The 26501-nt window shown below is 50.9% G+C and carries 27 protein-coding genes; 20 read left to right on the forward strand and 7 right to left on the reverse strand.

Translation table 11 applies throughout. The annotated features are described in order from the left end of the window. The 5 genes from AC4IE7_RS19985 to AC4IE7_RS20005 all read right to left on the reverse strand — a co-directional run. Positions 1-472: permease (locus tag AC4IE7_RS19985; protein WP_490778639.1), on the reverse strand; the 472-nt coding region annotated here is incomplete at its 3' end. A 385-nt stretch (positions 473-857) separates the two neighbouring features. Further along, positions 858-1676 (reverse strand): prolipoprotein diacylglyceryl transferase, encoded by an 819-nt coding sequence (gene lgt / locus AC4IE7_RS19990; RefSeq protein ID WP_490778640.1) that lies wholly within the window; start codon positions 1674-1676, stop codon positions 858-860. 146 nt (positions 1677-1822) lie between these two features. Then, entirely contained in the window at positions 1823-3394 is a 1572-nt protein-coding gene (locus tag AC4IE7_RS19995; protein ID WP_490778641.1) for a hypothetical protein, read from the reverse strand. 56 nt (positions 3395-3450) lie between these two features. Next, positions 3451-5931 (reverse strand): LamG domain-containing protein, encoded by a 2481-nt coding sequence (locus tag AC4IE7_RS20000; RefSeq protein ID WP_490778642.1) that lies wholly within the window; start codon positions 5929-5931, stop codon positions 3451-3453. Between the two features lie 3 nt (positions 5932-5934). Continuing rightward, positions 5935-7125 carry a hypothetical protein gene (locus AC4IE7_RS20005; RefSeq protein ID WP_490778643.1) on the reverse strand — a complete coding sequence of 397 codons (1191 nt, stop codon included), beginning with the start codon at positions 7123-7125 and terminating at the stop codon, positions 5935-5937. Between the two features lie 287 nt (positions 7126-7412). Between AC4IE7_RS20005 and AC4IE7_RS20010 the strand changes: the two genes are divergently transcribed. The 10 genes from AC4IE7_RS20010 (at position 7413) to secF (ending at position 17350) form a co-directional block, all read left to right on the forward strand. Beyond that, positions 7413-10052, forward strand: coding sequence for an HzsA-related protein (locus AC4IE7_RS20010; protein WP_490778644.1), 2640 nt, complete (start codon positions 7413-7415; stop codon positions 10050-10052). 3 nt (positions 10053-10055) lie between these two features. Beyond that, positions 10056-10814 carry an outer membrane beta-barrel protein gene (locus AC4IE7_RS20015; RefSeq protein WP_490778645.1) on the forward strand — a complete coding sequence of 253 codons (759 nt, stop codon included), beginning with the start codon at positions 10056-10058 and terminating at the stop codon, positions 10812-10814. Then, positions 10784-11449 carry an outer membrane beta-barrel domain-containing protein gene (locus AC4IE7_RS20020; protein WP_490778646.1) on the forward strand — a complete coding sequence of 222 codons (666 nt, stop codon included), beginning with the start codon at positions 10784-10786 and terminating at the stop codon, positions 11447-11449. Before AC4IE7_RS20015 ends, AC4IE7_RS20020 begins: the two co-directional genes overlap by 31 nt. A 17-nt stretch (positions 11450-11466) precedes the next feature. Continuing rightward, a complete protein-coding gene (locus AC4IE7_RS20025) occupies positions 11467-11979 on the forward strand; it encodes a TlpA family protein disulfide reductase (RefSeq protein WP_490778671.1) in 513 nt (170 codons plus the stop codon). Between the two features lie 11 nt (positions 11980-11990). Then, positions 11991-12215, forward strand: coding sequence for a DUF4266 domain-containing protein (locus AC4IE7_RS20030; RefSeq protein WP_490778647.1), 225 nt, complete (start codon positions 11991-11993; stop codon positions 12213-12215). Between the two features lies 1 nt (position 12216). Next, the gene (locus tag AC4IE7_RS20035; RefSeq protein WP_490778648.1) at positions 12217-13374 is read left to right on the forward strand and encodes a DUF3570 domain-containing protein; all 1158 of its coding nucleotides are present in this window, start codon (positions 12217-12219) and stop codon (positions 13372-13374) included. Between the two features lie 44 nt (positions 13375-13418). Continuing rightward, entirely contained in the window at positions 13419-13625 is a 207-nt protein-coding gene (locus tag AC4IE7_RS20040; protein ID WP_490778649.1) for a hypothetical protein, read from the forward strand. 512 nt (positions 13626-14137) lie between these two features. Further along, positions 14138-14470: a preprotein translocase subunit YajC gene (yajC, locus tag AC4IE7_RS20045; RefSeq protein WP_490778650.1), complete on the forward strand. Its 333-nt coding sequence runs from the start codon at positions 14138-14140 to the stop codon at positions 14468-14470. 77 nt (positions 14471-14547) lie between these two features. Next, positions 14548-16401, forward strand: coding sequence for a protein translocase subunit SecD (gene secD, locus AC4IE7_RS20050; protein ID WP_490778651.1), 1854 nt, complete (start codon positions 14548-14550; stop codon positions 16399-16401). A gap of 13 nt (positions 16402-16414) precedes the next feature. Then, on the forward strand, positions 16415-17350 hold the full coding sequence (secF, locus tag AC4IE7_RS20055; protein WP_490778652.1) for a protein translocase subunit SecF: 936 nt from the start codon (positions 16415-16417) through the stop codon (positions 17348-17350). Between the two features lie 142 nt (positions 17351-17492). Here the strand turns inward: secF and AC4IE7_RS20060 are convergent, their stop codons facing one another. Both AC4IE7_RS20060 and AC4IE7_RS20065 read right to left on the reverse strand, forming a co-directional pair. After that, on the reverse strand, positions 17493-17696 hold the full coding sequence (locus tag AC4IE7_RS20060) for a hypothetical protein (protein WP_490778653.1): 204 nt from the start codon (positions 17694-17696) through the stop codon (positions 17493-17495). A gap of 246 nt (positions 17697-17942) precedes the next feature. Further along, positions 17943-18740 (reverse strand): inositol monophosphatase family protein, encoded by a 798-nt coding sequence (locus AC4IE7_RS20065; protein WP_490778654.1) that lies wholly within the window; start codon positions 18738-18740, stop codon positions 17943-17945. A 226-nt stretch (positions 18741-18966) separates the two neighbouring features. Between AC4IE7_RS20065 and trmJ the strand changes: the two genes are divergently transcribed. The 10 genes from trmJ to iscX all read left to right on the forward strand — a co-directional run bounded on the left by trmJ (position 18967) and on the right by iscX (position 26499). After that, positions 18967-19692 (forward strand): tRNA (cytosine(32)/uridine(32)-2'-O)-methyltransferase TrmJ, encoded by a 726-nt coding sequence (gene trmJ, locus AC4IE7_RS20070; RefSeq protein ID WP_490778655.1) that lies wholly within the window; start codon positions 18967-18969, stop codon positions 19690-19692. Positions 19693-20016: 324 nt separating this feature from the next. Then, entirely contained in the window at positions 20017-20841 is an 825-nt protein-coding gene (cysE, locus tag AC4IE7_RS20075) for a serine O-acetyltransferase (RefSeq protein ID WP_490778656.1), read from the forward strand. 75 nt (positions 20842-20916) lie between these two features. Continuing rightward, positions 20917-21423, forward strand: a complete 507-nt coding sequence (iscR, locus tag AC4IE7_RS20080; RefSeq protein ID WP_490778657.1) for a Fe-S cluster assembly transcriptional regulator IscR — start codon at positions 20917-20919, stop codon at positions 21421-21423. Positions 21424-21447: 24 nt separating this feature from the next. Further along, complete coding sequence (locus AC4IE7_RS20085) at positions 21448-22662, forward strand: IscS subfamily cysteine desulfurase (RefSeq protein ID WP_490778658.1); 1215 nt, start codon at positions 21448-21450, stop codon at positions 22660-22662. Between the two features lie 23 nt (positions 22663-22685). Next, positions 22686-23069 (forward strand): Fe-S cluster assembly scaffold IscU, encoded by a 384-nt coding sequence (gene iscU / locus AC4IE7_RS20090; RefSeq protein ID WP_490778659.1) that lies wholly within the window; start codon positions 22686-22688, stop codon positions 23067-23069. A gap of 39 nt (positions 23070-23108) precedes the next feature. Then, positions 23109-23432: an iron-sulfur cluster assembly protein IscA gene (iscA, locus tag AC4IE7_RS20095; RefSeq protein WP_490778660.1), complete on the forward strand. Its 324-nt coding sequence runs from the start codon at positions 23109-23111 to the stop codon at positions 23430-23432. Between the two features lie 33 nt (positions 23433-23465). Further along, positions 23466-24035: a co-chaperone HscB gene (gene hscB / locus AC4IE7_RS20100; protein ID WP_490778661.1), complete on the forward strand. Its 570-nt coding sequence runs from the start codon at positions 23466-23468 to the stop codon at positions 24033-24035. A 14-nt stretch (positions 24036-24049) separates the two neighbouring features. Beyond that, positions 24050-25921 carry a Fe-S protein assembly chaperone HscA gene (gene hscA / locus AC4IE7_RS20105; protein ID WP_490778662.1) on the forward strand — a complete coding sequence of 624 codons (1872 nt, stop codon included), beginning with the start codon at positions 24050-24052 and terminating at the stop codon, positions 25919-25921. Positions 25922-25938: 17 nt separating this feature from the next. Next, the gene (gene fdx, locus AC4IE7_RS20110) at positions 25939-26277 is read left to right on the forward strand and encodes an ISC system 2Fe-2S type ferredoxin (protein WP_490778663.1); all 339 of its coding nucleotides are present in this window, start codon (positions 25939-25941) and stop codon (positions 26275-26277) included. 21 nt (positions 26278-26298) lie between these two features. Beyond that, a complete protein-coding gene (gene iscX / locus AC4IE7_RS20115; RefSeq protein ID WP_490778664.1) occupies positions 26299-26499 on the forward strand; it encodes a Fe-S cluster assembly protein IscX in 201 nt (66 codons plus the stop codon). The last annotated feature ends 2 nt before the right edge of the window (positions 26500-26501 follow it).

Consider the following 26501-nt stretch of genomic DNA (forward strand, 5'->3'; position numbering starts at 1 on the left):
CTCCTTCGCTACAACCAGAAGCAGTTGAGTCGATGACTGGTAGGATGTTGGATGGTTGTTTAATCTCCTGCTGCGAGTCGAAGAGGTTGTTGAGCAGTCCGGTGAAGAGTGCGCTGACGACTGCCGCCACCGGTCGCAATAGGGCCATGAAGGGACCCAGAAGGGCGTAGGTGATGGCGATGGAGTCGGGGCCGGTCTCTGGTGTGGAGATCATGAAAGAGACCGTAGCGCTTTTTGATGCACCACTCCGACGCAGAGCCATTGCAGCGGGTAATACGCCACAGGAGCAGAGGGGGAGCGGGGCACCGATGAGAGAGGCTTTGATAACAGGTAGAAAGCGGCCCTGACCAAGTTTCTGTTGCAACATGCCTGGGGGAAGCCATGCTTTAAGCAGTCCAGCCATTACGAGTCCCAGCAGCAGCCAGGGTGCAGCTTCGAGATAGAGATCGAATAGATTGTGGAGCAAGCTCATATATATTTAACCTGATCACACGGATTCAGGTTTAAGATCAGAAAACTTCAATTACAGGCTTTATCTGGACGGTTTCTATTGTTCATTCTTACTATCCTATGCTCAACTTGCTATCTGGAAAACCCCAATATTTTTAAGAGAAATAGAAAGGGGATTGTAAGACCGTGCTGTTGGTTAATAACAATATAAGATCGAATATGGATGATCTAATTTAACCATGATTGGTGGGGCATGGCCCCACCCTACGCCTTGGATATTTGCTGGGTGGGGCCATGACCCACCTAGATGTGCTGAAAATCAAAGCAAGTACTTTGCTGTTCAATTGCAATGATTGCTGTTTTTACCGGACAGGTTGCAGCGAAAAAATAGCATTGGAGACAGTACACTAGGAAGTGTGCTTAGCATGTCTCCTGTCGTCTCCTCTGAGTGCAAGAAGAATCAGTATCAGGCCGCCAGCAATGAATGGCAGGCTGAGTAACTGTCCGGTGCTTAACCAGACATCACTGTCATAAGCCGCCTGTTTGGTTTTTACGAATTCGACCATAAATCTGGTACTGAAAACTGCCACCAGAAAGAGACCGAAAATCAGACCATCCTTAACCTTTTGTCCCATGCGTCTGTAGAACATTATCAGGGCAACGAAAATCAAACCATAGGCGATTGCTTCGTAGAGCTGTGCCGGATGGCGGGGTATTTGATCGATACGTTCGAAAATGAATGCCCAGGGCAGGTTGGTTGGTGTGCCGTAGATTTCCGAATTGAATAGATTGCCCAAGCGAATCAGCATACCGACCAACGCAGTAGGGATGGCAAAATGATCGAGAAGCCAGAGGTAGGTTTCACCAGATTGTCGTTTATGGATGTAGAGGGCGAACAGTACACCGAGACCACCACCATGACTGGCCAATCCACCCTCCCAGAAGGCTAGAATTTTCAGTGGGTGACTCAAATAGTAGCCTGGATCGTAGAAGAGGCAGTGCCCCAATCGTGCGCCAGCAATGGTGGCGATGACCAGATAGACAGATAGACGTTCCAGGTGTTGGGTCTCCCGCCCTTCATTTTGGTAGATCCAATGAATGGTCTGGTAACCCAGTAGATAGGCAAGGGCAAAGAGCGCGCCATACCAGCGGATTTCCAAGCCGGCAAAAGAGATTAACGTAGGGTCTGTATTCCAAACGATAAAATCGACAGCTTGTTGTTCCATTTCGGGATCTTCCTGGCGGGTAACTTCAAGCGGTGAATTCTAATCAATTGACGCCACTATTGGCAGTGGTTTTTTTGTGACCTGGTTGTTATCAAGAGCGCTGCCATTCCCTGGTAGGAGGAGCGGCAATCTGTTTCAATTTTCCCTCAGACAACTGGATTGAAGGCGGTCAAGCTGTCTAGCATTGCTGCATTACCCAGACTGGTGCCGAACAGTGAGCTGAACTGCCCCTGTTCACCATGCAGGGCGAGGTAGTTGAGTGCTACGGTCAGTACCAACTGATTAACGTTATTGGCGGCAGGACTTGAACCATTGTCCACTGCACCATCAGCGGTAAAATAGCCAATCTGCTGATGGATCAGTTGTTCATCTGCGGTGCCACCTGCAAGGGTTGGCTGACCGGCGGGGTTAAAGACCAGGAAGAAGGAGGCAGCTGTGGACTGGTTGTCACCCGTCCAGACACCCTTGCCTCTGCCGTCGGCAGAGTTGTCCACCGAGCCATTGCTGGAGACAGATCCGTCACTGAAGACATACAGCATCAATGGTGTACCGATACGGGCAGCATATTCGATGCAGGCACCCATGCAGCGGCCAGCGCGTAGATCACGGACCTCACCCACAGCACGGTCACCTGTATGGTAGTCATAGCCACCCATGGTGACTGTACCTGCACCTGCATAGCCATTGATGACCAACTTCATTACCGAGGCAGTTTTACGAAACTCTCCATCACTATCGAACTCCTCCTGGGTGAAGATCGGGCCGATGATGTCGGTGTCTGCAGTGACATCCAGCGCTGCTGGATCACCATAACGGTCGACTAAGTCTGCACTCTTAACATAGCCGCAACGAACCAATTCCTTGACGACATCATCTGTGGAGATACCGGTGTTGACGCTGTCGAGTTTCATGTCTGAGATGCGTTGAATCGCTTCCATTACTGCAACAGCATCAGACTGATCCAGCATGCCGACAAGCTTGCCTGTATCGACTAACCCAGTCGTGTCACTGGGGCGGTCAACTTTTGTCGGGCGAACAGAAGGATCAATCTGATCCGCTGGCGCCAGTGAGTTACCGCCAGAGTCGGAACTGCGAGAACCGATCAGAGTCAGCAGCTCTCCATCAGCGCCACAGCGGTTGATGGCATACATCGGATTGTGGGGGTTATTCGCGGTGTCATTTTCCGAACGTGCAGGAATGATCGCGCCATTGATACCGGCCCGGTTTCCCACCGAAACCTTTTCCAGAATGCCGCGCAAAAAGGCACTGTCAGAATGGAAGGCAAGCCCCAATTCATTATTAATGAAGTCGCTCAGGCCTGTGTCCGGGTTGGTGATGGATGGCACCATATCACCTGGTAATCCCAAGCGGTTATAGCCAGCAGTGGTGAGGAAATCGAGTTGTCCTCCCTGTCGTCCCGAAAGAACATTGGAACCGGCGATATTAGCCCCGCCAGCCAGATCGAAACAGATGAACGGGATCTTGCCGCCACCCAGTGTGTCTATACCGCAGGAGGTTTTGAGGGTTTCCAGATCTGAAGATAGCGCTGCCTTGGCCTCCCTCGGATTAGCAAACAGTCCGAACAGAGAGGGCGTGGTAACTGCCCCAAGTCCGGCCATGAAGCCTTGACGGATGAAATCCCGCCGTGTCACTGGGCGGGCATGATCGGGATGCAGCAGGGGAGCATCCGGCGAGAGGTTTTTCACTTTTCTACGCATAATCTATCTTTCCGTCTGGTATCTTCAGTCCGCGCGTCACACGCTTTCATCTGGTATCACTGCAGTAGCACCACTGCGCTGCCCAGCAGTGAGGCACAGGCAGCCTTAGTGGCTTTTTCCGTACGGTCTGCTGCACATTGTCCACTACAGCGTGCCAGGCCAACGCTGCCGGTCAATAGTGTCATTAACTCACTCTCAACCATTGCGGGGTCAGGTTGGGTAGCCAGGTTTTCACCCATGAAATTAACGATCAACGGTGTCACCACCTGACTTTGCCAAGTGGCTGTGGCGATATCATTGGCGTTGGTGTTGAAGTCGAACCCTGGGAAGAAGCTGGATCGTAGTGCAGTATCATCGACCATGGCACTGCAATACTCTATCGCCAGTTGCGAGACAGCGACCTGATGGGAGGAGAGGAACCCATTGATGTTCTCTGCCGAGGGCAGCTGCTCTTTGATCGTAGTGTAGGTGGTCTGAACTGCACTGAGGGACTGACTTACACCTGTGAGTGAGGCCATGGTGGCATTGATTTCATCGAAAGTACGTAATCCCACTGTGGATGCTGGTTCAGCATCAGCGGGGGTACCAGGTGGAACAACTTCGGGCTCGACATAGACATTGGTTTGGTCACCCAGTGTTTCGAAAGTCAGGAAGAACTGATCGCTCTCTGCGCCTTTTTCAGAGGCAATCGTGGTGCCTATATTCGAAAGTAACTGACCATTTACCGTATATTCTGAGTCATTGATTGTCATGTCGAGCGAAGCATAGGCCTGGCCGATTGCCGCTTCCTTGCCATTGATGCCGATGCGCATGCCTTGCAGTGGGATCGATCCCGGTAAAACGCTGTCATCGAGGCTGATGAATTTGGGTTGGCGGAACAGGTAGCTGTAGTTGTCATACTGGCTGACCTCGAACATCACATAGCTTTGAGGCAGATTGACCACGTCGCTGACATTGAAGAGTAGAAAATACTTTTCACCGACACCGGCTTCAAAGTTCTGCTGAATCTGCGCTTCGGTCAAAGCCCTGTTGTGAATGGCAAGCAGGCGAACCTTTCCTGCCCAGGGGCGGTCGCTGGAAGCTTCATTACCCAGTACCAGGGCATAGGTGTCGTCCCAGTCATTGAGGTTGCCTGGTGCAGTCTCATCCAGATCATCGGTGAAAAAGCCGTTGACGTAGAGTCTGCGTCCATTTTCTGGATCGAAAGTGGCAACAACATGTTGTTCAGTGGCCTGTAGATCCTCATCGTCATCTGAAGTGGAGTGGCCGGGTTCGCCGTTACCATCTGTGGTACTTGAGCGATGCAGGAAGTTGTAGTTATAGAGGGTTTGACCGAGCGTGAAATTGCGGTCGTTGATTCCCGCTGAATAGCTGATGATTCTCGCTGGACCTTCCTGGGTGACATTGGCTGGAACTACCCAGGCTTCTATCGTGTATTCACCGGTCGCCTGAATCAACTGGCTCAGTTTTCGGCTGTCACCGGTACTGCCCTGAGCCTTGCCGGTTTTGAACTCCAGACCCCAGCCTTCCACCCAAGTGGTGTCACCACTGAGGGTAAGATTGGCTGCCGGATCCACGCCACTGGTGTCGTAGGCGGTGCTGCCACTGCCGGTCTTGAACTCATACAGGGCGAGGATGTCGTTCTCCTGACGGCTGCCACCACTGGCTACCGTACCTTCCGGCAGGGTCAATGCCCGACTGACGACCAGGTCAGGATCAACCGGTGTCGGAGAGATATTGTTGGCCATATTGGTGATGGCTGTCTCCATCTCCTGGGCATTGCTTGGGCAATCATCCCAGCAGTTATGCAGCTCTATAAGACGCTGTACCAGGCGGGAGTTGTTGGGGGTGTCGAGGTCGATGGAGTTCTTCACTGCCGCGTAGGCGGTCTCTACATCTGGGGCTGCGAAATAGGGGGATTGTGGTGAGGCGGCATCCTCTACATGACACTCGGAGCAGTAATCAGTCAACAGGGGATGGACATTACTTGAGAACAGGCTTGAATCGTCAGGAAAGGTCTTGCTTTCGCCGACTACGTTTTCTGGTGGTGCTTCGAGTTCTATCTGTCTGCCAGCGCTGGCGCCATCACCAACCCAGGATTCGATATAGTTGGTAATGATCGTGGCGCAGGCGCTGTCACTGGCTTCCCAGCAGTTATGCCCATTGGCAACTTTTGTTACCAGGGATGATTCGTCGGGTTCAGAGCGATTGATGTAGCCATTGACCGATTCGTAGGCCTGATTGACATCATCTTCCCGAACAAACACTGGGGCTTGTCCGCCCGTGTTGTGACAGGCGCCGCAGCGGTTCTGTGCTCGCAAGGGTTCCCATAGGCTGACCCTGAAACCCTGTATATCACTGGTACGTGCGGCGGGGCCGCTGTAAGTGCTCGAATTGACAGTGGTCTCTTGCTGAGACTCGTTCGAGACGCCATCCTGACAAGCCGGCAGTCCACTGAGCAAAAGTACGGGTAAGAGCAGCCAGATATTGCCGCGACTCCATTTTAGAAATTTGTTGTATCCGTTATGTATGTTCACTGATCAGTCTCCCGCACAATAGACGGCCGCTTCCGCGAACACATTTTTCATGTTGTAACCGGATTTAAAGCTGCTGGTAATTTCAGCAATCTTGTTATGGTCGGCTCCATCCACAGGAGAGCGTAGACAGACTGCCTGAAAGGCCTTGGTAACCTGACACTCTGCAAAGGCATGGCTATTGGCCAGCTCCTCCCCCATCGATTTTGCCCCATAGCCCGATCCAGGCAGAGTGGAATCCCAGCCGAGAATGGAGTTGGGTCCTTCACGCCAGTAGTTGTCCCACTCGTCGTCAGGTGTGGCGAACCCATCCTTGAAGACAGAGCTGTTGATCAGATACTTAGGCTGCACATTGCCGGGGGTGTAGGAGAGGCGGCCGGTCTCCATGTCATCTGTATATTCGTAGTTGTAGTAGGCGTAGGCCTGGCCCAATGGCTCCATACCGGCATGGCACCCGACACAGTTGTTGAAATATACCCGGCTGTCACCACCAGGACTGCGTGATGCATCCTGACGGACCCGGTCACTGGGGCGGGTAGGGTCCTTTATCTGCTCCAGATCCCTGCAGAGATGGTTGAGCATGGTGAAGCTGAACATTGCCCGATTGGTGCCATCGATAAAGAAGGCCCGGGCGGCGGCGCGGGTGGTGATCACGCCAGCGGTACCTTCCGGTGGCAGGCCGGTTACGCTGGATTGGGTTTGTCTCTGCAAGGCTTGTTTGAGGTCTATGCCCTGAGTCTCCATCGCCTCGTAGTGGTCGTTGTTATCGTTGGAGTAGGCGGGGCTGCTGCTACCGGTGTAGATGATGTCGGCTGACAGCAGTTGGTTGAAGGGCACCTCGTCACGCACCATACCAATGACGGTAGCGCTGTAGTCGTTGAGTGGGGCAAAGGGGGTCTGCTCCTCGTTGGTCCAGGGTGTCGCCCAGTTTTTCAGGGTCACGTTGTAGAAATCGGGGTGTTCGATTGCCAGCATGGCTGCTGCCAGAGGGTCGTTGTTCTCAATTTCGGTGACCATCTCTGCCAGGGTCTCAGCACTGGGTGGTACACCGGCAATACGGTCATGCATGCGTTTTGCCTGTTCCCGCGGCCCAGACATGGCGGGTAGTGCAAACAAGAGTGCAAGGCTCAGTGTGAGCACTTTGGTAGCTAAACAGCCATAATTGTACTGGGGAGTGGATGGGTGTTTTCCCGACATGATTTCTCGCCCTCTGAATCCCTATTCACCACATCGCCGGAAATAGATTCCCCGGCAGATTGGAACCTTATCTCCCTCTTCTATATCAGTCGTTATTTTTGTCAATCCAAAGTCATGGATTCGTGACTTTTGTTTGTTCAGGTTGTGAACTTGAGCACTGATTAGTGTTTTCGATAGGGTAGACTCTCAAGTCCATGATTTTATTAGCCGATAGCAGAATTCAACTTTATTCAATAAGAGGCTCTATCTGAGCTGCAGCTATCGGATGTTGAGGGAACAGACTGTTCATGAAACCAGTTAACCGCAAGGCATTTCTGAGCCTTATCTATGCGCTCTCAATAGCCCTTGTGCTAGTGAGTTGTGGTGGTGGAGAGAGCCAAGATCCTGATCCTGTGGTCGTCGATTATCCCATTGCCTATGTCAAGCGACCTGTTACCGAAGAGAGCAATACCGATATTCGGGTCAGTCAGGCCACCGAAATCGGTGGTGATCTCTATCTGAAGGACTATGCTGCCGCAGGTGCGGATGAGGTCAATATCACCGGTTCGGTCACTGGTGGTGAAGGTGATGTGCAGGATGTTTCGGTCTCTTTCGATGGCACCAAACTGCTGTTTTCTCTGAGGCTGCCACTGATCGAGGATGCTGAACCGGAAGATCAGCCTACCTGGAACATCTGGGAGTATGACATTCCCTCAGCAAATCTACGGCGAATCGTGGTATCGGATATCACTGCAGAGGATGGTCACGACCGTTTTCCCCACTATCTGCCCGATGGACGCATCGTCTTCTCCTCCACTCGACAGCGTCAGGCCAAAGCGCGCTTATTGGATGAGGGAAAGCCTCAATATCTGGCCATGGAAAGATCTGTGGATGAGCCCGCCATGGTGCTGCATGTGATGAACGATGATGGCACCAGCATCAATCAGATCTCCTTCAATCGCAGCCATGACTTCTCCCCGAGTGTATTGACCAGTGGTCAGATTGTCTTCAGTCGCTGGGACAATGCGGATGGTAATAACGCGATCCATCTCTATCGAATCAACCCAGATGGCACAGAGCTGGAGTTGCTCTACGGATTGAACAGTCATGACACTGGTACGGATGGCAGCACGATACAGTTTATGCGGCCCCAGGAGATGCCGGACGGTCGTATCATGAGCTTGATCCAACCCTTTGATGGCACCCTGGCAGGTGGGGCGCTGATCTTCATCGATAGCGAAACCTATTTCGACAACGAACTGGCCACCTGGGAGAACCAGGGGATGACCGGCCCGGCCCAGAGCAGTGCAACAAATCACCAGATTACCACTGACGGCAGCCTCACCATGGGCGGTCAGTTACGCAGTGCTCACCCGCTATTCGACAATACGGACCGTCTGTTGATCAGTTGGAGTCCCTGTCGCTTGATCGAAGATGAGCGAATTGTGCCTTGTAACGATGAGCGTCTGGTAAATCCTGATGCAGAGCCGGCGCCTCCTCTCTACAGTCTGTTCATCTACGATCCCTCAAAACAGACTCAGCTGCCGATCGTTAAACCGAAAGAGGGGGTGGTCTACACCGATGTAGTGGTCGCCGTAGAGCGTACAGAGCCCCTGATCATCCATGATAAGACAGCAGGTATAGATCTGGACCCCACTCTGGTTTCGGAAAAGGCCGGGTTGCTGCGAATTCGCAGTGTCTATGATCTGGATGGTGTCGATATCGCTGAACCGGATATTGCCACCCTCTCAGATCCAACACTGACATCTGCTGCTAATCGTCCAGCCCGTTTTCTGCGTCTGATCAAGCAGGTTACAATTCCGGATGATGATGTTTTAGAGTTTTCCAACAGCGCCTTTGGCAGCACGGCCCAATTCGGTATGCGAGAGGTTTTGGGATACGCCCCAATTGACCCTGATGGATCGGTACAGGTTAAAGTGCCTGCCAATGTGCCGATCAGCTTCAGTGTGCTCGATGCTGATGGCAAACGCACCAACGAGGTACACAGTTTCTGGCTACAGTTCCGTCCCGGTGAGGTTATTGAATGTGGTGGTTGCCATGAGGGTGACAGTCTATTGGCCCATGGCCGACTCACTGCTGCGCCTCCCAGTGTGAACAGCGGTAGCGTCGAAACAGGCCAACCCTTTCCCAATACCAATCCGGAACTCTGGACAGACGTGGGCGAGACCATGGCGCAGACACGTAACCGTCTGCAATGTACCGCAGCTGCCTGTGATCCGGACATGGACCTGGTATTCGTCGATGTCTGGAGCGATCCTGAAGTCAGACAAGTCGATGCGCCATTCTCGTATCGTTATGCCGATCTGGATACCGCCTCTCCCCTGAACGACAGCCTCTGCAGCTCATCCTGGAATGATCTCTGTCGGGCAATGATTCACTATGAGCAGCATATTCATCCTCTGTGGGCGGTATCACGAACTGTATTGGATGGTGATGAGAATGTTGTAGAGGATCATACCTGCACCGTCTGTCATGATACGGATGATGCTGGAGAGACAGTGGTGCCCGACGCACAACTCGATCTCAGCGAGGGGGCATCGGAAGATGAACCCGAACACTTCAACGCCTATCATGAGCTGCTCTATCAAGACAACATGCAGGAGGTTGTGGATGGCATCCTGGTCGATCTGCTGGTGCCTGCAACCGATGAAAATGGCAATCAGCTCTATGAGACAGATGAGAACGGTGAATTAGTTCTTGATGGTGAAGGTAATCCGATCCCCTTGCCTGATGTTACTGTACCTGTGCCAGGTGGGGCCTCCATGGTTGCGGGTTCAGCCAACGAAAGCCGCTTTACCGAGGTCTTCGAGACAGGCGGTGTGCATGCCGGATATCTCACTGATGCTGAACTCAAGCTTATTTATGAATGGCTTGATATCGGTGCACAGTACTACAATGACCCGTTTCTCGCTCCTGTGGATGACTGAAGTTTGCAACTGAATAGGTTTATTTCCCGTCTCTCGGCCTTAAGCTTTCTGCTAGGTCTGTTGCTGCCTGGTTTGAGCTGGGCAGATGATGATTCGCTACGGGTTCAGGTAATGGCGCCCTATATTGAGATGCATACCGGTCCTGGCGCTGTCTACCCTGTACACCAAGTGGCAGAGCGTGACGAGTGGGTGGTTATTTTAAAAAGGCGAACCGACTGGTTTCTGGTTGAGAGCCGGCGGGGAAAACAGGGTTGGGTGGTGATAGAAGAGATGCGCCAGACCCGCATGGAAGATGGTTATCCTTTGCCCCTTGTCGCCTATTCGAAGGATGATTTCAGGGATCGGACCTGGGAGTTCAGCTTCTATGGTGGCGATATGGAGGGAGCAGCTCTACTCGGACTCTATGCCGGTTACGCCTTCAACGAAAACCTCTCCAGCGAAATCAGTTTTTCTCAGGCCCTGGGGGATTTCTCCAGTGAATACCTGTTTGATGTGAATTTGGTGTCACAGCCCTTTCCTGAATGGACATTCAGTCCGTTTTTTACCCTTGGGGGGGGAGTGATTCGTACCAATCCAAGCAGTACCCTGGTGGAGACAGAAGATCGAACTGACACCACTGCGCATGTTGGTGCCGGATTGAAGGTCTATCTGACCAGACGCTTTTTCCTGCGTGGTGAGTTTCGTCACTACGCTGTGTTTACAAGTCGTGATGACAATGAGGATTTTGACCAGTGGAAAATCGGACTCGGTTTCTTTTTCTGAGTACAGCAGCCCTGCTGGGTCTGTTTACGCTGTCAACCGGCCATGCGGAGGAGGGACTCCTTGGTGACAACCTAAGGGAAGAGTTGCTGGTCGAACCGGAGATAGCCCGCAGGGAGATCTCTGAACCCAATTTCGACGAAGAGGATTTCGAAATCGGCGCTTATGTCGGGTTGATGAATATCGAGGACTTTGGAACCAGTGCGGCCTACGGTCTACGCCTTGCATACCATGGTACAGAATCGATCTTTCTCGAGGCGGCAATCGGTACATCCGAAGCAAATGAAACCAGTTATGAACAGCTGAGTGGTGATGTGCAATTGCTCACCGACAGAGAACGAAAATTTACCTATTACAACCTCTCGGCTGGTTACAATATTCTCCCTGGAGAGGTGTTTCTCGGTGGTAAATATGCCTACAACAGCCAGTTCTATCTGATTGGTGGTATCGGCAGTACCCGCTTTGCCGGTGATGATGAATTTACTATCAATGTCGGGGCAGGTTATCGGCTTTTGATCAGCGACTGGCTGACCATCCATCTCGATGCCAGGGATCATATGTTTGACTCGGATCTGTTGGGTGAGAGTAAGACCACTCACAATTTTGAAATGACCGGCAGCCTGACTTTTTTCTTCTGAGGATAGATGACGTGAAGATGACTTTATTTGGTATATCGCGAAGCTTGAGATACACGATTCTGGGTGGTTTGCTGATGGCCTTTTGTGGCACGCTTCTGGCCGCAAGCGACGCAGTACCTGCGCCGAATTTCACCCTTAAAAGCCGCAGTGGTGAAAACATCAAACTGAGCGAGCTTCGGGGTAGTGTGGTGATGGTCAATTTTTGGGCCTCCTGGTGTGGTCCCTGTCGTCAGGAGATGCCTATTTTGCAGCAGCTTTACGATCGCTATCACGATATGGGCTTCACATTGCTTGGTGTTAATGTGGATGAAGAACCGGCTCTGGCGGAGAAGATGCTTAAAGATATACCAGTCAATTTTCCTGTCTTATATGACAGTAATAACGTTGTCAGCAAGGAGTATCAGGTGAAAGCAATGCCCAGCACCTTTATGGTGGATCGGGACGGAAAAATCCGCTACCTGCATAAGGGCTATAAGCCAGGCTATGAAGACGATTATCAACAACAGATTCGCGCCCTGCTGAGAGAATGAGTCCTGTAGCCATGTCTAATTCATGTCGACTTCTAATGTTACTGCTGACCCTCTCTTTATCGGGGTGTAGCATCGAGCCCTGGGTGCAGCCTTATGAAAGGGCTCATCTGGCTGATCCAATAATGAGTTTTGAACGGGACGCGATAGCCAATGGTTATCGACACCATGTTTACCAGACACGTGAAGCGGCCCGGGGCGCTGAAGGTGGTGGTGGCGGTGGATGCGGTTGTAACTAATATGAAAAAATTAACTGCTCTTCAAAGTCCAGGACGACAATGGCTGTTGATGGTCATGGCCGCAATACCTGGCTTTGGTCTGTTTGCCACAGTGCTGCCTGAAGATAGGGCCGATATCATGTACCACCGTTACGATGGCGGTGGGGTTGAAGTTGATGGCCCTTCGATTCTGGTGCGTAAATCTGTTAGTGACTCCCTCTCACTGAATGCCAACTACTATGTGGACTCAATCTCCAGCGCCTCTGTGGATGTGGTCTCTACCGCATCGCCTTATACCGAAGAGCGAACAGAGACCAGTCTGTCGATGGACTATCTGCATAACAAGACCTTGATGAGTCTGGCGTTAACTAAGAGTGACGAGAGTGACTACTTATCAGATACCGGCAGTTTCACTATCAGTCACGACATGTTTGGCGATCTGACAACAGTCTCACTGGGTTATTCGGTGGGTAATGACGACATCAGCCGCAATGGAGACCCTGATTTCGGAGAGAAAGTTAAGCGACAGAACTATCGGGTTGGCCTGAGCCAGATACTAACCAAGAACACCATTCTGGGTGTCGGCTGGGAGACCATCACTGATGAGGGTTATCTCAACAACCCCTATCGCTCCTACCGATACCTTGATCCCCTCGGCAGCAATGGCTTCAGTTATCTGCCGGAGATATACCCAAAAACCCGTACCAGTAACGCATTGGCGCTGAGGCTGAAATACTATCTTCCCTATAGGGCGGCTCTGAGTGGTGAATATCGCTACTTCAACGATACCTGGGGTATTGATGCCAATAATCTGGAGTTTGCCTATACCCATCCCTTCAAGGAGAAGTGGGTATTTGATATACGCTATCGCTACTATACCCAGGAAGGGGCTGATTTTTACAGCGATCTGTTCTCCCGGCGCGCGCCTCAGACCTATCTTGCCAGGGATAAGGAGTTGAGTAGCTTTCAAAGTCACACCATTGGTCTCTCTATGAGTTACGCGATCAAGCCAAATTTCTGGCAATTCATCGACCGTGGCAGTCTCAATCTGGCCTACGATTACATCCGTTTCGACTATGACGATTTCCGGGATCTGACTCGAGGCGGGGTGGTTGGTGAAGAGCCTTACTACTCCTTTTCGGCGAATGTCATCAAGGCTTATGTGTCGATCTGGTACTGAGGCTTTCAAGAAAGACCCAGGCAAGACAATTTGATGGATGCTTTTTGGTCGGTTCTGGTGGGGCGGGCACGCAACGGTTTTCTCTAAATCAACTTAGAAGACGTAGCCTGGATGAAGCGAAGCGGAATCCGGGGGGCAGGGATATCCCGGATTCCGCTTCGCTTCATCCAGGCTACATAATGAGTCATGGAGTGCTTTTTCGTCACTTTGATGTGGTAAGAGATATTCAAAGCAGTTGCCCGGCCATCTGATGCCACCACAGGGGAGCAAGGTTATCCCGGATTCCGCTTCGCTTCATCCAGGCTACATAATTGAGTCATGGAGTGCTTTTTCGTCACCTTGGTGCGGTAAGAGATATTCAAAGCATTGTCCGGCCATCTGGTGCCACCACAGGGGGGCAAGGTTATCCCGGATTCCGCTTCGCTTCATCCAGGCTACATAATGAGTCATGGAGTGCTTTTTCGTCACTTTGGTGTGGTAAAAGGTATTCAAAGCAGTTGTTCGGCCATCTGATGCCACCACAGGGGTGAACACTTGTACGTTTCAATTCAATTACGTTTCAGTGAATATCAATGAATCACTGTTGAGTTTTTCGGGCAATTTCCTGCTCTGGCGGGATGTTGATCTGAAAACTGCTTCTGGACAGCACAAACCACTGATTATTACTCATATCTATGTCATAATCGGCGGCTGATTTTTTGCCCAGAGCTTGCTTAGGCGGCTTGGGCCAGTTTTCTTAACCCCTATTGAGAGGTTGATAACAATGAGTTTTTTTATTTCCGATGCGATGGCGGAAGCAAGCGCCACAACTGGTCAGGCCGATGCAATTACCGGATTACTGCCTTTGGTCATTTTTGGTGCGGTGCTCTATTTCCTGATGATCCGTCCGCAGATTAAACGTCAGAAAGAGCATAAGAAGTTGACCGATGCTCTGGCCAAAGGGGATGAGGTTGTGACTTCTGGCGGCGTTGCAGGCAGAATCTCTGATGTGGGTGAGAACTTTATCCTGGTTGAGGTTTCTGAAGGGACTGAAGTTAAAATTCGTCGTCAGGCGGTGGACACTGTGCTTCCCAAGGGTTCTCTGAAAGAGCTCTAGTCCAGGTCGTATCGATACGCATGGGCAGCCGGTCAGGCTGTCCCTATTTAATGGCATAACTTAAATTAGAAGACACAATGAACCAATATCCACTTTGGAAGAATCTAATGGTTCTGGTGGTGGTCCTGCTGGGCGCACTATTCGCCCTGCCTAACCTGTTTGGACAGGATCCCTCCATGGAGATCTCGGCAACCCGTAATGGGGTGATCGATGAAGCGGCCCAGAGTCGTGTCGAAGAGGCTCTGGAACAGTTGGGTATCACCGCTAAAGGCATTGAGATGCGTCAGCAGAAATTGCTGGTACGTTTCAACAGTTCAGAAGATCAACTCAAGGCAATGGACCAAATTACTGCCTCGCTGGGAGATAACTATACCCCGGCGTTGACACTTGCTCCCGATCTGCCCGACTGGTTAAGAGGGCTCGGAGCAGAACCTATGTATCTGGGTTTGGATCTGCGCGGTGGTATTCACGTTTTGATTGATGTCGACATGGAGTCTGCAATAGAGCAGGCGGCAGAGCGCTACAGTAGCGACATCCGTACCCTGTTGCGTGAAAAGAAGCTGAGATATGTCCGCATCAGTCGGGAAAACGACCAGGTATTTGTGAAGTTCAATACCATAGAGAAACGCGCCGAAGCAGTTGAACTGATCGGTAATGAATTCCGCTCACTGAATGTGGAAGAGGTCGATGAAGCCGATGCTTTTCTGGTTATCGTCAGTATGTCTCCTGTTGAGAAACAGGATGTCCAGAAGTTTGCATTACAGCAGAATATAACCACCCTGCGAAATCGTGTTAATGCCTTGGGTGTCTCCGAGCCATCCATAACCCAACAGGGTATTCGACGCATTGTCGTACAACTGCCTGGTGCTCAGGATCCTGCCAAGTTAAAGGAGATTCTCGGTGCTACGGCAACCTTGGAGTATCGTCTGGCAGATACCGAACACAGTGTCGAGGATGCGGTTAACGGACGGGTTCCACCTGGGTCGAGTCTCTATCAAGAGCGTAATGGTCAACCGGTATTACTTAAGAAGCGGGTTATCGTAACCGGTAACCAGATCGTTGATGCCTCATCCGGTCTGGATCAGCAGTCAGGTTCACCAGCGGTGTTTGTCAGCCTGGATGGTGTAGGTGCAAAACGTATGCGCCGTATGACCAATGAGAACGTTGGTAAACCGATGGCTGTTGTGTTTATCGAGAATCGCACTACGACCCGCATGGTCGACGGCAAAGCGGTTAAGGTGAAGCGAAAGGTGGAGGAGGTCATCTCCATCGCGACTATTCGTGAGCCTTTTGGTAGACGTTTCCAAACTACTGGACTCGATAGTACAGAAGAGGCCCATGACCTGGCGCTGTTGCTACGAGCTGGTGCATTGGCTGCGCCAATCGAAATTGTCGAAGAGCGCACAATAGGTCCCAGCCTGGGACAAGACAGTATAGATCAGGGTTTTGCCTCGGTGATGATCGGTCTGGCTCTGGTGATGGTATTCATGGCAATCTACTACAAGGTGTTTGGTCTGGTAGCAGACATGGCCCTGTTAATGAACCTGGTGCTGATAGTCTCCATACTCTCGCTGTTACAGGCTACACTGACCCTGCCAGGTATCGCAGGTATCGTATTGACTGTCGGTATGGCAGTGGATGCGAATGTGTTGATCTTCCAACGTATCCGTGAAGAGATTGCAAACGGCAATTCGCCCCAGGCGAGTATTCAGTCAGGCTATGAAAAGGCCTTCTCCACCATCATCGATGCCAACATCACAACCTTGATAGCCGCGATAGTGCTGTTCAGTTTTGGAACCGGGCCGATTAAAGGTTTCGCAGTGACGCTGGCTATAGGTATTTTAACCTCCATGTTTACAGCCATCATCGGAACTCGAGCGGTGATTAATATGATCTACGGTCGTAAGCGCGTTAAATCCCTGGCGATCTGAAGAGGCGGAACAGATGCAGATATTGAATAAAGGTAGTTATATCGACTTAATGGGGAAACGCAAACTGGCGGTCATCTTCTCCGGTGTGCTGCTGCTGATCGCCCTTGGTGCGATCATTGTGCGAGGACTCAACCTGGGGATCGACTTTACAGGTGGCACCCTGGTTGAGGTTAAATATCCCCAAGCTGTGGAACTTGCCGCAGTGCGCGAGGCCTTGAATAGCGATGGCTTTTCAGATGCTGTTGTTCAACACTTTGGCACATCCCGTGAGGTTCTGGTCAGACTTGCGCCCAGAGAGGATGTGGAGAGTGCTGAATTGAGTGATCGTGCCTTCAAGGCGATGCAGAGCGTCGATTCCAATGCTGATTTACGTCGAGTGGAGTTTGTTGGCCCGCAGGTTGGTGATGAATTGACAGAGGATGGCGGTCTGGCCATGTTATATGCACTGATCGGCATTCTCATCTATGTTGGTCTGAGATTTGAGTACCGATTTGCTGTGGGTTCTGTGATCGCTCTGATTCATGATGTTCTGATCACAATCGGTTTCTTCGCTCTGTTTCAGGTTGATTTCGATCTACCTGTATTGGCAGCTGTGTTGGCGGTGATCGGTTATTCGCTGAATGACACGATTGTCGTATTTGACCGCATTCGTGAGAATTTCCGTAAAATGCGCAAAGGTGAGACGGTTGATATTATTAACACTTCGATCAACCAGACCCTCTCCAGAACTTTGATAACATCGGGAACGACCCTGCTGGTGTTGGTTGCCCTGTTTCTGTTTGGTGGTGAGATCATCCACGGTTTTGCATTGGCGCTTATTGTTGGCGTTGTGATTGGTACCTACTCATCGATCTATGTCGCCAGTACTTCGGTGATTTCAATGGGGGTCAGTCGCGCCGACCTGATGCCGGTGAAAAAGGATGATGAGATCGTTGATGAAACACCTTAAGGCAGGGTGCTTTCACTTGATTTAGTCGGGTGAAAGCTGCGCCGCTGGTTTGTGAGTGGTTAACCCGAAAAAACCAATTGGAAGTTTGACCACCGGGCTCTATAGATGACAGAGTCTGGGGTTTGAATCAGAGACAGGACTATCAGCGTTTATTCAATTCATCGCTGTTTTCAAGCATCTCCTCCTGGTTGTTGTGAGAGGTGAGTGTGACACCGGCTGTTGGTGTTTCCAGGCACTCTTTCCCCAGCTGTAGAGAGACATCCATCATTCCACTCATAACATCTCGCATAACCCGCTCAAGCGCGCGGTCACTGAGTCTCTTCTTCTTTTTAAGCTCTTCTAACATTTCACATAATCCGACTTGGTTAGAGTTTCTCTTTAACCTAAAAAGATCAGTTGGGCAGCGTTATTCACCCAACAGGTGACCATGACCGTCGAAGCTATTTTTCAACAAAATCAGAAACCTGCTATTAGAATGGAGCGGCCAACTGATTTTTTAGGTTCAACCGATCTAACGGTTGCAGCGGACTAATCTTGAGGGTCGGACAGGCAACTGTCCGCAATCTGTGAACTTTATTCTTGAGGGTGGGAATTAAGCGGTAAGTTTGTCATTTAGATGAGGTCGGATCCGTCTCAGCATGGCATTGTGGACTTTTACATTGCCAGCAATCACATTGCCGGTTTCCAGGAAGCGTTCACCACCTCCAATGTCAGTCACCAGGCCACCAGCTTCTCTCACCAGTACAGCACCTGCAGCAAAATCCCATTCACTGAGTCCCAGTTCCCAGAAGCCGTCGGTACGGCCGGCCGCCAAATAGGCAAAATCGAGTGCTGCCGATCCTGGGCGACGAATGCCGGCGCTATCTTTGATCAGATCCCGAAGCATACCCATGTAATTCTCTTCAAACCTGAAGTCACGATAGGGCAGGCCTGTACCTAGTAGAGCGCCGTCAAGACTCTTGCGGTTTGCGACCCGGATCTTATGGTCATTCAGCAAAGCGCCTTCTCCCCGGCTGGCAGTGTACATCTCTTCGCTGATCGGATCGTAGATCACGCCGAGTTCCAGGCGTCCTTTGACCTTTAGCGCAATTGAAATGGCAAATTGGGGGAAACCGTGCAGAAAATTGGTGGTGCCATCAAGTGGATCGATGATCCATTGATACTCATCACCAGAGTGGCTACCACTCTCTTCTGCAAGGATGGCATGGCTGGGAAACTTCTCTCGCAATACGTTGATAATGGCCGCTTCGGCATTGCGGTCCACCTCGGTGACGAAATCGTTACTGCCCTTGTCAGTTATGGTCAGACGGTCGATACGGTTGAAATTCCGAGTGATGACTCGACTGGCCTCGCGGGCCGCACGAACTGCGATGTTTACCATAGGATTCATGGCCGGCGAGGATACAGCATGTCGCAGGCAGGATAAACCATTTATTCAAAATCTCCCTTTACTGATTGGGAATAGCCATTGCTTTGTCTCGCTGCTTTAGATCAACACGATTCTGATTCCCAGAGGTGTCGATTTAAAGTGAGTCCGGCTTGAATCGCAGAGCATTATTTGAGACAGATTCCTCTTACTACAATCCAGACCCCATATCGGGTACCCTTGCGCAGCTATGCTGAACAATATTCGAATCGTACTGGTGGATACCAGTCATCCAGGCAATATAGGCGCTGTGGCCAGAGCAATGAAAAACATGTGCCTGAAACAGCTCTATCTGGTAAATCCACTGCAATTTCCCGATGCTGAAGCCACTTCCCGTGCTTCTGGGGCAGATGATCTGCTAAATGATGCCCGTGTAGTCAACTCTCTCGATGAGGCGTTGCTGGGTTGTCGGCTGGTGGTTGGAACCAGTGCAAGAGCGCGAACAGTTAATTGGCCAGTGGTTTCACCCAGAGAGGCAGCCTCTAAACTGGTAGAGGAGTCTCAGGAGGGAGAAGTGGCATTAGTATTTGGCCGGGAGCGGTCAGGATTAACGAATAGTGAGCTGGATCGCTGTACTTTCCTGGTACATATTCCAACCAACGAGGCCTACAGTTCGCTCAATCTGGGTGCTGCGGTTCAGGTATTGAGTTACGAGGTCTATCTGGCATCCCTGCAAGGAGAGGAGGTTGAGCAACAGCCTCAACGGGATCTGGCGACCGCAGATATGCTTCAAAGCTTCCATAATCACCTTGAGCAATCATTGGATGACATCGGGTTTACCGATACAAGGCAATCGGAAAAACTCCTGAGACGCCTACGCAGTATGTTCCAGCGGGCGCGCCTGGACAAAGATGAGGTGAATATCCTCAGGGGTATTCTGAGCGCTATGCAGGGGCGAAAATCGATGCGCCGCTGATGGCGCTCTCTTTGTGGCGGTCTGTCATGCTGATCAAGAAAACACTATTCTATAAATTACAGTCACTTAGAAAGTCTAATGGCGCTTGCCTGCCGGTTCATTGATTAATACCCTAGTAATTTATGCGGGATTGTGGATAATCTGCTTCCCTCATGCCACCATTATGTTTAATAGAGTCATTTCCAATTCGGGATCGAGTCCATGGTGGGATTGGAAAGACGGGATCAGGGCGAATGCGGTTCTGGTGGTGTTTTGGTGATATGCCATTAATGACTCTATCCAGAGTTTCAGTCATCTCAAGCAAAATCAGTCGTAGGTAAGCAGTTGGATAAATCAGGAGTAAAAGTCTCACGCTGGAAAGAGGATATCCAGAGTGTTTTTGAGCGTGATCCTGCTGCCCGAAACACTTTGGAGGTCATTACTACCTACCCGGGTGTTCATGCGGTGATGTTTCACCGCCTCTCTCATAAGTTGTGGAATCTGGGTCTTAAATGGCTTGCAAGGATAGTCTCCAATCTGGCCAGGCTACTGACCGGTATTGAGATCCATCCAGGCGCAGTGATTGGTAGACGTTTTTTTATCGATCATGGTATGGGCGTGGTGATTGGCGAGACAGCGGTGATTGGCGACGATTGTACCCTCTATCATGGCGTGACGCTGGGGGGAACGAGTTGGGAAAAGGGTAAACGACATCCAACCCTCAACAATAATGTTGTTGTGGGTGCAGGTGCCAAGGTTTTAGGCCCGATCGAAATAGGCGAGGGGGCGAGGATTGGCTCCAATGCAGTGGTCGTCAAAGACGTACCAGAAGGTGCAACAGTAGTGGGTGTCCCCGGTAAACTCATTACACCCAGAAAGCAGGAAGAGAACGGCCACAGGGAAGAGATTGCAAAGAAAATCGGTTTTGATGCTTATGGTGCAACCAAGGACGCAACTGATCCGGTAGCCCATGCGATCAACTGCATGTTGGATCATATACACGTCATGGACACAAAGATGCAATCGATGTGTGAAGCAATGAAGAAATTGGGAATTGATGAGGATGAGTCAAAATTACCGGATCTCGATTCCTGTGAAATCATCTCCACGGCTGAAGAGCTGAAAAAGCTCGATGATGAGGCTACTGGAGATGGGAAAACCACCGAATGATCAGGGTGGCATAATCTTGACTATTTTGGTTGGGAATGTATATTAGCATTTGAAAATATTCACGGAGCTGATGAAGTGAAGCTTACCACTAAAGGCCGCTACGCGGTGACTGCGATGTTGGATCTCTCTCTGCATTTTGGCGAGGGACCGATAACTCTGGCTGACATCGCCCAACGGCAGGGCATATCTCTCTCTTACTTGGAGCAACTATTCTCAAGGCTGCGCAAAAAGTCACTGGTTGCCAGCGTTCGTGGGCCGGGAGGCGGTTACAGTCTTGGTCGCAGTGCAGATGAGATCTATGTCGGTGAAGTGATTTCAGCTGTCGATGAGAATATAGATACCACCCGCTGCAATGGCGCCCACAATTGTCAGAACAACGAACGTTGCCTGACACATGATCTATGGTCCGATCTGAGTAATCAGATATATGGTTATCTGAATAAAATCAGCCTCCAGGACTTGATGGATCGTCAGGCTGTAAGAGAGGTTGCTCAACGCCAGGAGCAACCGGAGCAAGATCCCGCCGCTTCGGCAATGGATATCGCCATGACAGACATATCCAGTGGCCCAGCCGGGGTCTGATAAGTTCGAATGTCGGAGTTTGAGATGAAGTTACCCATTTACATGGACTATTCAGCGACCACACCGGTTGATCCTCGTGTGGCAGAGATTATGTGCAGCTATCTCACGCAGGATGGTACTTTTGGTAATCCCGCATCCCGTTCTCATGCCTTCGGTTGGGCAGCGGATGAGGCAGTTACCAAATCACGGCGGGATGTAGCCGATCTGGTTCATGCTGATCCGAAAGAGATTGTATGGACCTCTGGTGCCACCGAATCAAATAATCTTGCCATTAAAGGTGTTGCTGAATTCTATGCTAAGAAAGGCCGCCATATCGTAACCTGTAAGACAGAGCATAAAGCTGTCCTTGATACCTGTCGGCAACTGGAACGACATGGTTATGAGATTACCTATCTCGATCCAGAACCAAACGGTTTAATTGATATGAAGAAGCTGGAGTTGTCCCTGAGGGATGACACCATTCTGGTATCTCTAATGCATGTTAACAACGAAATTGGTGTGATTCAGGATATAGAAGCGATCGGTGAACTGACCCGTGAACGGAAGATCCTGTTCCATGTGGATGCCGCGCAGAGCGCTGGAAAGGTACCTATCGACCTGGAAAAGCTGAAAGTCGATCTGATGTCCTTTTCCGCACACAAGATCTATGGACCGAAAGGCATAGGCGCGCTGTATGTCAGGCGCAAACCCAGGGTTCGTCTGGAGGCCCAGACACATGGTGGTGGACATGAGCGAGGCATGCGCTCAGGAACCTTGGCATCTCACCAGATTGTCGGTATGGGTGAGGCATTCCGTATCGCGAAACAAGAGATGGCTGCTGAAAATGAGCGTATAATTGGCCTTCGTCAACGCCTGTGGGATGGTATTCGGGACATGGAAGAGGTCTATCTGAATGGCGATGAGAACAGCCGTGTCGCTGGTAATTTGAACGTCAGTTTTGCGTTTGTCGAGGGTGAATCCCTGATTATGGCACTCAAAGATCTGGCGGTCTCTTCAGGTTCCGCATGTACATCTGCGAGTCTGGAGCCAAGTTATGTACTACGCGCCCTGGGGCGAGAGGATGAACTTGCACACAGTTCCATCCGTTTTACTCTGGGACGATTCTCCACCGTGGAAGAGGTGGACTACGCGATCAATAAGATCCGTACCGAGGTTGAGCGACTACGTGAGTTGTCGCCGTTGTGGGAGATGTTCAAGGATGGAATCGACCTGAAATCTATTCAATGGGCGGCCCATTGACCGCTTCATTCAGAGGTTAGACTATGGCATACAGTGACAAGGTCCTGGACCATTACGAAAATCCACGTAACGTGGGTGCCTTCGACAAAGATGACAACCAAGTCGGCACCGGTATGGTAGGTGCTCCGGCATGTGGTGATGTAATGCGTCTTCAAATCAAAGTCAACGATAGCGGTGTGATCGAAGATGCCCGCTTTAAAACCTACGGTTGTGGTTCTGCCATTGCATCAAGCAGTCTGCTGACTGAGTGGGTCAAGGGTAAAACCCTGGAGCAGGCTCAAGAGATCAAGAATTCAGAAATTGCCGAGGAGTTGGCTCTACCGCCAGTAAAAGTGCACTGCTCAGTGTTGGCTGAAGATGCGATTAAGGCGGCGATCAAAGACTATTCTGACAAGAAAGAGAAATAATCCCGGCACCCCTGAGTACCGATCTGATAGAGTATAGATATGGGCATTACTATCACAGAAGCCGCAGCAAAGCGTGTCAGAACCTTTCTTGATAATCGAGGCAAGGGCATTGGGATTCGTCTAGGTGTGCGTACCTCAGGATGTTCCGGCATGGCCTACGAAATTGAGTTTGTAGATGAACTTCAGGATGAAGACCAGGTATTTGAAGAGCGGGGCGTCAAGGTCATCATCGATCCAAAGAGTCTTGTCTACCTGGACGGAACTGAAGTCGATTATGCCAGGGAAGGTCTTAACGAAGGCTTCAAGTTCAACAACCCTAATGCGAGCGGCGAATGTGGTTGTGGTGAGAGCTTCACAGTTTAATACTTCATAACACAGGATCTGGGACGGCTGCTCTTGGGCGGCCGTTTTTTCGATATGCTGGATTTTTCGAAAAACTATTTTGACCTCTTCGGTTTGCCCGTGGGATACATTGTGGACACCACATCCCTGGCTGATCGCTATCGTGATTTACAACGGGTTGTACATCCCGATCGTTATGCCAATGGTACAGAGCAGGAGAGAAGGCTCTCTGTGCAGGGCGCGTCCTTGATCAATGAGGCCTTTGAAACCCTCAAGGATCCGGTCGCTCGGGCTGCCTATCTGCTTACGCTGCATGGGATCGAGATGGATGTACAGAATGAATCGACCCAGGATATGGCCTTTCTCATGCAACAGATGGAGTTGCGAGAGGAGTTGGAAAGCCTTAGAGATTCCTCTGGTCCCTATGAGTCCCTGCTCGATTTGAGCAGTCGCATAAATAAGCAGATTACCGATCTGGTTGCTCAGATGGCAGTTCAGTTTGAAACGCCGAACGAAGAGCAGTTGGAAGAGGCCCGTGAAACATTGAGAAAAATGCGGTTCCTGCAAAAGCTTCGCACTGAAACTGAGAGTGTGGAGGCAGAATTGGAAGATCAATTGAATTGAGTGGAATGCGATAGATGGCACTTCTTCAGATTGCTGAGCCTGGTCAGGCCGAGGCACCTCATCAGCACCGCCTTTCAGCGGGCATCGATCTCGGCACCACCAACTCATTGGTTGCCAGTGTACGTAGTGGTCAGGCTGAAACTTTGCCGGATGATCAGGGGCGTCATCTGCTGCCCTCAGTTGTGCAATATCAGAAAGCAGCTGTGCTGGTGGGCTATGAAGCGAAGCGCTCAGAGGTGGATGATCCCCTCAATACTATCTCATCAGCAAAACGGCTGATCGGCCGGGGTTTAAGCGATATCAAGACACTGGGTAGCCAGTTACCCTACCGGTTCGTGGATGAGGGGGGCACTGTTCCCCGCATACAGACAGATGCCGGGGATATCTCGCCTGTGGAAGTCTCTTCTGAGGTGCTCAAACAACTCTCCAAACGGGCCGAGCAAACCCTTGGTGGCGAGCTTGAAGGGGTAGTGATCACCGTTCCCGCCTATTTCGATGAGGCGCAGCGCCAGGCGACAAAAGATGCCGCAAAACTTGCAGGTCTGCATGTATTAAGACTGCTCAATGAACCAACAGCAGCTGCAGTCGCCTATGGCTTGGATAAAGGGGCTGAAGGGATACATGCAATTTACGATCTGGGAGGGGGCACATTTGACATCTCAATTCTCAGACTCAACAAGGGCGTATTCGAAGTCCTGGCCACCGGTGGCGACTCTGCCCTGGGCGGGGATGACTTCGACCGCAACCTGGCAGAGTGGATTATGCAGCAGGCGGGTATCAATGAGGATTTAGGTCACTCAATGATCAAACGACTGATGCTGGCAGCCTGCAACGCCAAAGAGGCCCTTACAGAGCGTGATGAGACTGAGATCGCTATAACGCTTGAGCAGGGTGACGAGTGGCGGGGCATGTTATCTCGAGCGCAGTTCAACGAGTTGATCGATCCGCTGGTGACAAAGAGCCTGATGGCCTGTCGCCGTACTTTGAGGGATGCAGGCGTAACCGTTGAAGAGGTCAATGAAGTCGTTATGGTCGGTGGCTCCACCAGAGTGCCACGGGTAAGGGAACGGGTAGGTGAACTATTTAAAACCGAGCCACTGGTCGATATTGATCCTGACCGGGTGGTGGCAGTGGGTGCTGCGATTCAGGCGGATATCCTGGTAGGTAACAAGCCTGGCGATGAGATGTTGTTGCTGGATGTGATTCCTCTCTCATTGGGTATCGAAACCATGGGCGGTTTGAGCGAAAAACTGATCAGCCGGAATACAACCATTCCAGTAGCCAGAGCCCAGGAGTTCACCACTTTCAAAGATGGTCAGACGGCAATGGCAATCCATGTGGTTCAGGGTGAGCGTGAGCTGATAGCAGATTGTCGTTCACTGGCCCGGTTTGAGTTACGCGGTATCCCACCGATGGTGGCTGGTGCTGCGCGAATCAGAGTAACATTCGCCGTAGATGCGGATGGATTGCTGAGTGTCAGTGCTGTCGAGCAGAGTAGTGGTGTGCAAGCAAATATCGAGGTGAAACCCTCCTATGGTCTGACAGATCAGGAGATCGAAACCATGTTGCGCGACTCCATCGCGCATGCCAGCGAGGATAAGCAGGCACGAAGCCTTAGAGAGCAGCAGGTCGAAGCTGAACGGGTGATCGAGGCCCTGCAGGCAGCTTTGGCTGAAGATGGGCGCAAGCTGCTCAATGATAGTGAACTTCAACAGGTGAATGAAGCGCTCTCATCCCTGCAGAGTGTGCGACAGGAAGGAAGCCTGGAGCAGATCAAGAAGCAGATTGCAGAGCTCGAAAAAAGCTGTGGTTTCTACGTGGAAAGACGCATGAATCAAAGTATTCAGCAGGCCATGTCAGGGCACAGTGTCGATGAATTCGAATAGAAGTTATAGGAAGCCGTATGCCTCAAGTCATCTTTCTACCCCATGAAGAGATCTGCCCTGAAGGGGCGGCAATCGATGTAGAGCCGGGAGTAACGATCTGCGATGCCGCGTTGAAGAACGGTATAGAGATTGAACATGCCTGTGAAAAGTCCTGTGCCTGTACAACCTGCCATGTCATCGTGCGTGAAGGCTTTGACTCTTTGCAGGAGGCTGAAGAGATGGAAGAGGATATGCTGGATAAAGCCTGGGGGCTTGAACCCGAATCCCGCTTGAGCTGTCAGGCAACAGTAGGCGAAGAAGATCTGGTGATCGAGATACCCAAGTACACCATCAACATGGTATCTGAGCACCACTGATTCACTGATTAGGAGATTGTCATGGGCTTAAAATGGGTTGATAGCATCAATATTGCCATTGAACTCGACGAAACCTATCCGGAAGTTGATCCCCTCACCATCAATTTTGTTGATCTGCGAGCCTGGGTCATTGCATTGGATGAGTTTGATGATGATCCACACCACTCGGGTGAGAAAATTTTGGAAGCCATCCAGGCTGCCTGGATAGAGGAACGGGAATAATC

The sequence above is a fragment of the Candidatus Thiodiazotropha sp. AKAK3 genome (genome assembly GCF_058244645.1).

What these genes read in the sequence shown, in the direction of transcription:
- lgt (WP_490778640.1), bottom strand. Translation starts at nt 1,676, where the DNA reads ATGGAACAACAAGCTGTCGATTTTATCGTTTGGAATACAGACCCTACG.
- AC4IE7_RS19995 (WP_490778641.1), bottom strand. Translation starts at nt 3,394, where the DNA reads ATGCGTAGAAAAGTGAAAAACCTCTCGCCGGATGCTCCCCTGCTGCAT.
- AC4IE7_RS20005 (WP_490778643.1), bottom strand. Translation starts at nt 7,125, where the DNA reads ATGTCGGGAAAACACCCATCCACTCCCCAGTACAATTATGGCTGTTTA.
- AC4IE7_RS20010 (WP_490778644.1), top strand. Translation starts at nt 7,413, where the DNA reads ATGAAACCAGTTAACCGCAAGGCATTTCTGAGCCTTATCTATGCGCTC.
- AC4IE7_RS20025 (WP_490778671.1), top strand. Translation starts at nt 11,467, where the DNA reads ATGACTTTATTTGGTATATCGCGAAGCTTGAGATACACGATTCTGGGT.
- AC4IE7_RS20030 (WP_490778647.1), top strand. Translation starts at nt 11,991, where the DNA reads ATGTCTAATTCATGTCGACTTCTAATGTTACTGCTGACCCTCTCTTTA.
- AC4IE7_RS20035 (WP_490778648.1), top strand. Translation starts at nt 12,217, where the DNA reads ATGAAAAAATTAACTGCTCTTCAAAGTCCAGGACGACAATGGCTGTTG.
- yajC (WP_490778650.1), top strand. Translation starts at nt 14,138, where the DNA reads ATGAGTTTTTTTATTTCCGATGCGATGGCGGAAGCAAGCGCCACAACT.
- secD (WP_490778651.1), top strand. Translation starts at nt 14,548, where the DNA reads ATGAACCAATATCCACTTTGGAAGAATCTAATGGTTCTGGTGGTGGTC.
- secF (WP_490778652.1), top strand. Translation starts at nt 16,415, where the DNA reads ATGCAGATATTGAATAAAGGTAGTTATATCGACTTAATGGGGAAACGC.
- AC4IE7_RS20060 (WP_490778653.1), bottom strand. Translation starts at nt 17,696, where the DNA reads ATGTTAGAAGAGCTTAAAAAGAAGAAGAGACTCAGTGACCGCGCGCTT.
- AC4IE7_RS20065 (WP_490778654.1), bottom strand. Translation starts at nt 18,740, where the DNA reads ATGAATCCTATGGTAAACATCGCAGTTCGTGCGGCCCGCGAGGCCAGT.
- trmJ (WP_490778655.1), top strand. Translation starts at nt 18,967, where the DNA reads ATGCTGAACAATATTCGAATCGTACTGGTGGATACCAGTCATCCAGGC.
- AC4IE7_RS20085 (WP_490778658.1), top strand. Translation starts at nt 21,448, where the DNA reads ATGAAGTTACCCATTTACATGGACTATTCAGCGACCACACCGGTTGAT.
- iscU (WP_490778659.1), top strand. Translation starts at nt 22,686, where the DNA reads ATGGCATACAGTGACAAGGTCCTGGACCATTACGAAAATCCACGTAAC.
- iscA (WP_490778660.1), top strand. Translation starts at nt 23,109, where the DNA reads ATGGGCATTACTATCACAGAAGCCGCAGCAAAGCGTGTCAGAACCTTT.
- hscA (WP_490778662.1), top strand. Translation starts at nt 24,050, where the DNA reads ATGGCACTTCTTCAGATTGCTGAGCCTGGTCAGGCCGAGGCACCTCAT.
- fdx (WP_490778663.1), top strand. Translation starts at nt 25,939, where the DNA reads ATGCCTCAAGTCATCTTTCTACCCCATGAAGAGATCTGCCCTGAAGGG.
- iscX (WP_490778664.1), top strand. Translation starts at nt 26,299, where the DNA reads ATGGGCTTAAAATGGGTTGATAGCATCAATATTGCCATTGAACTCGAC.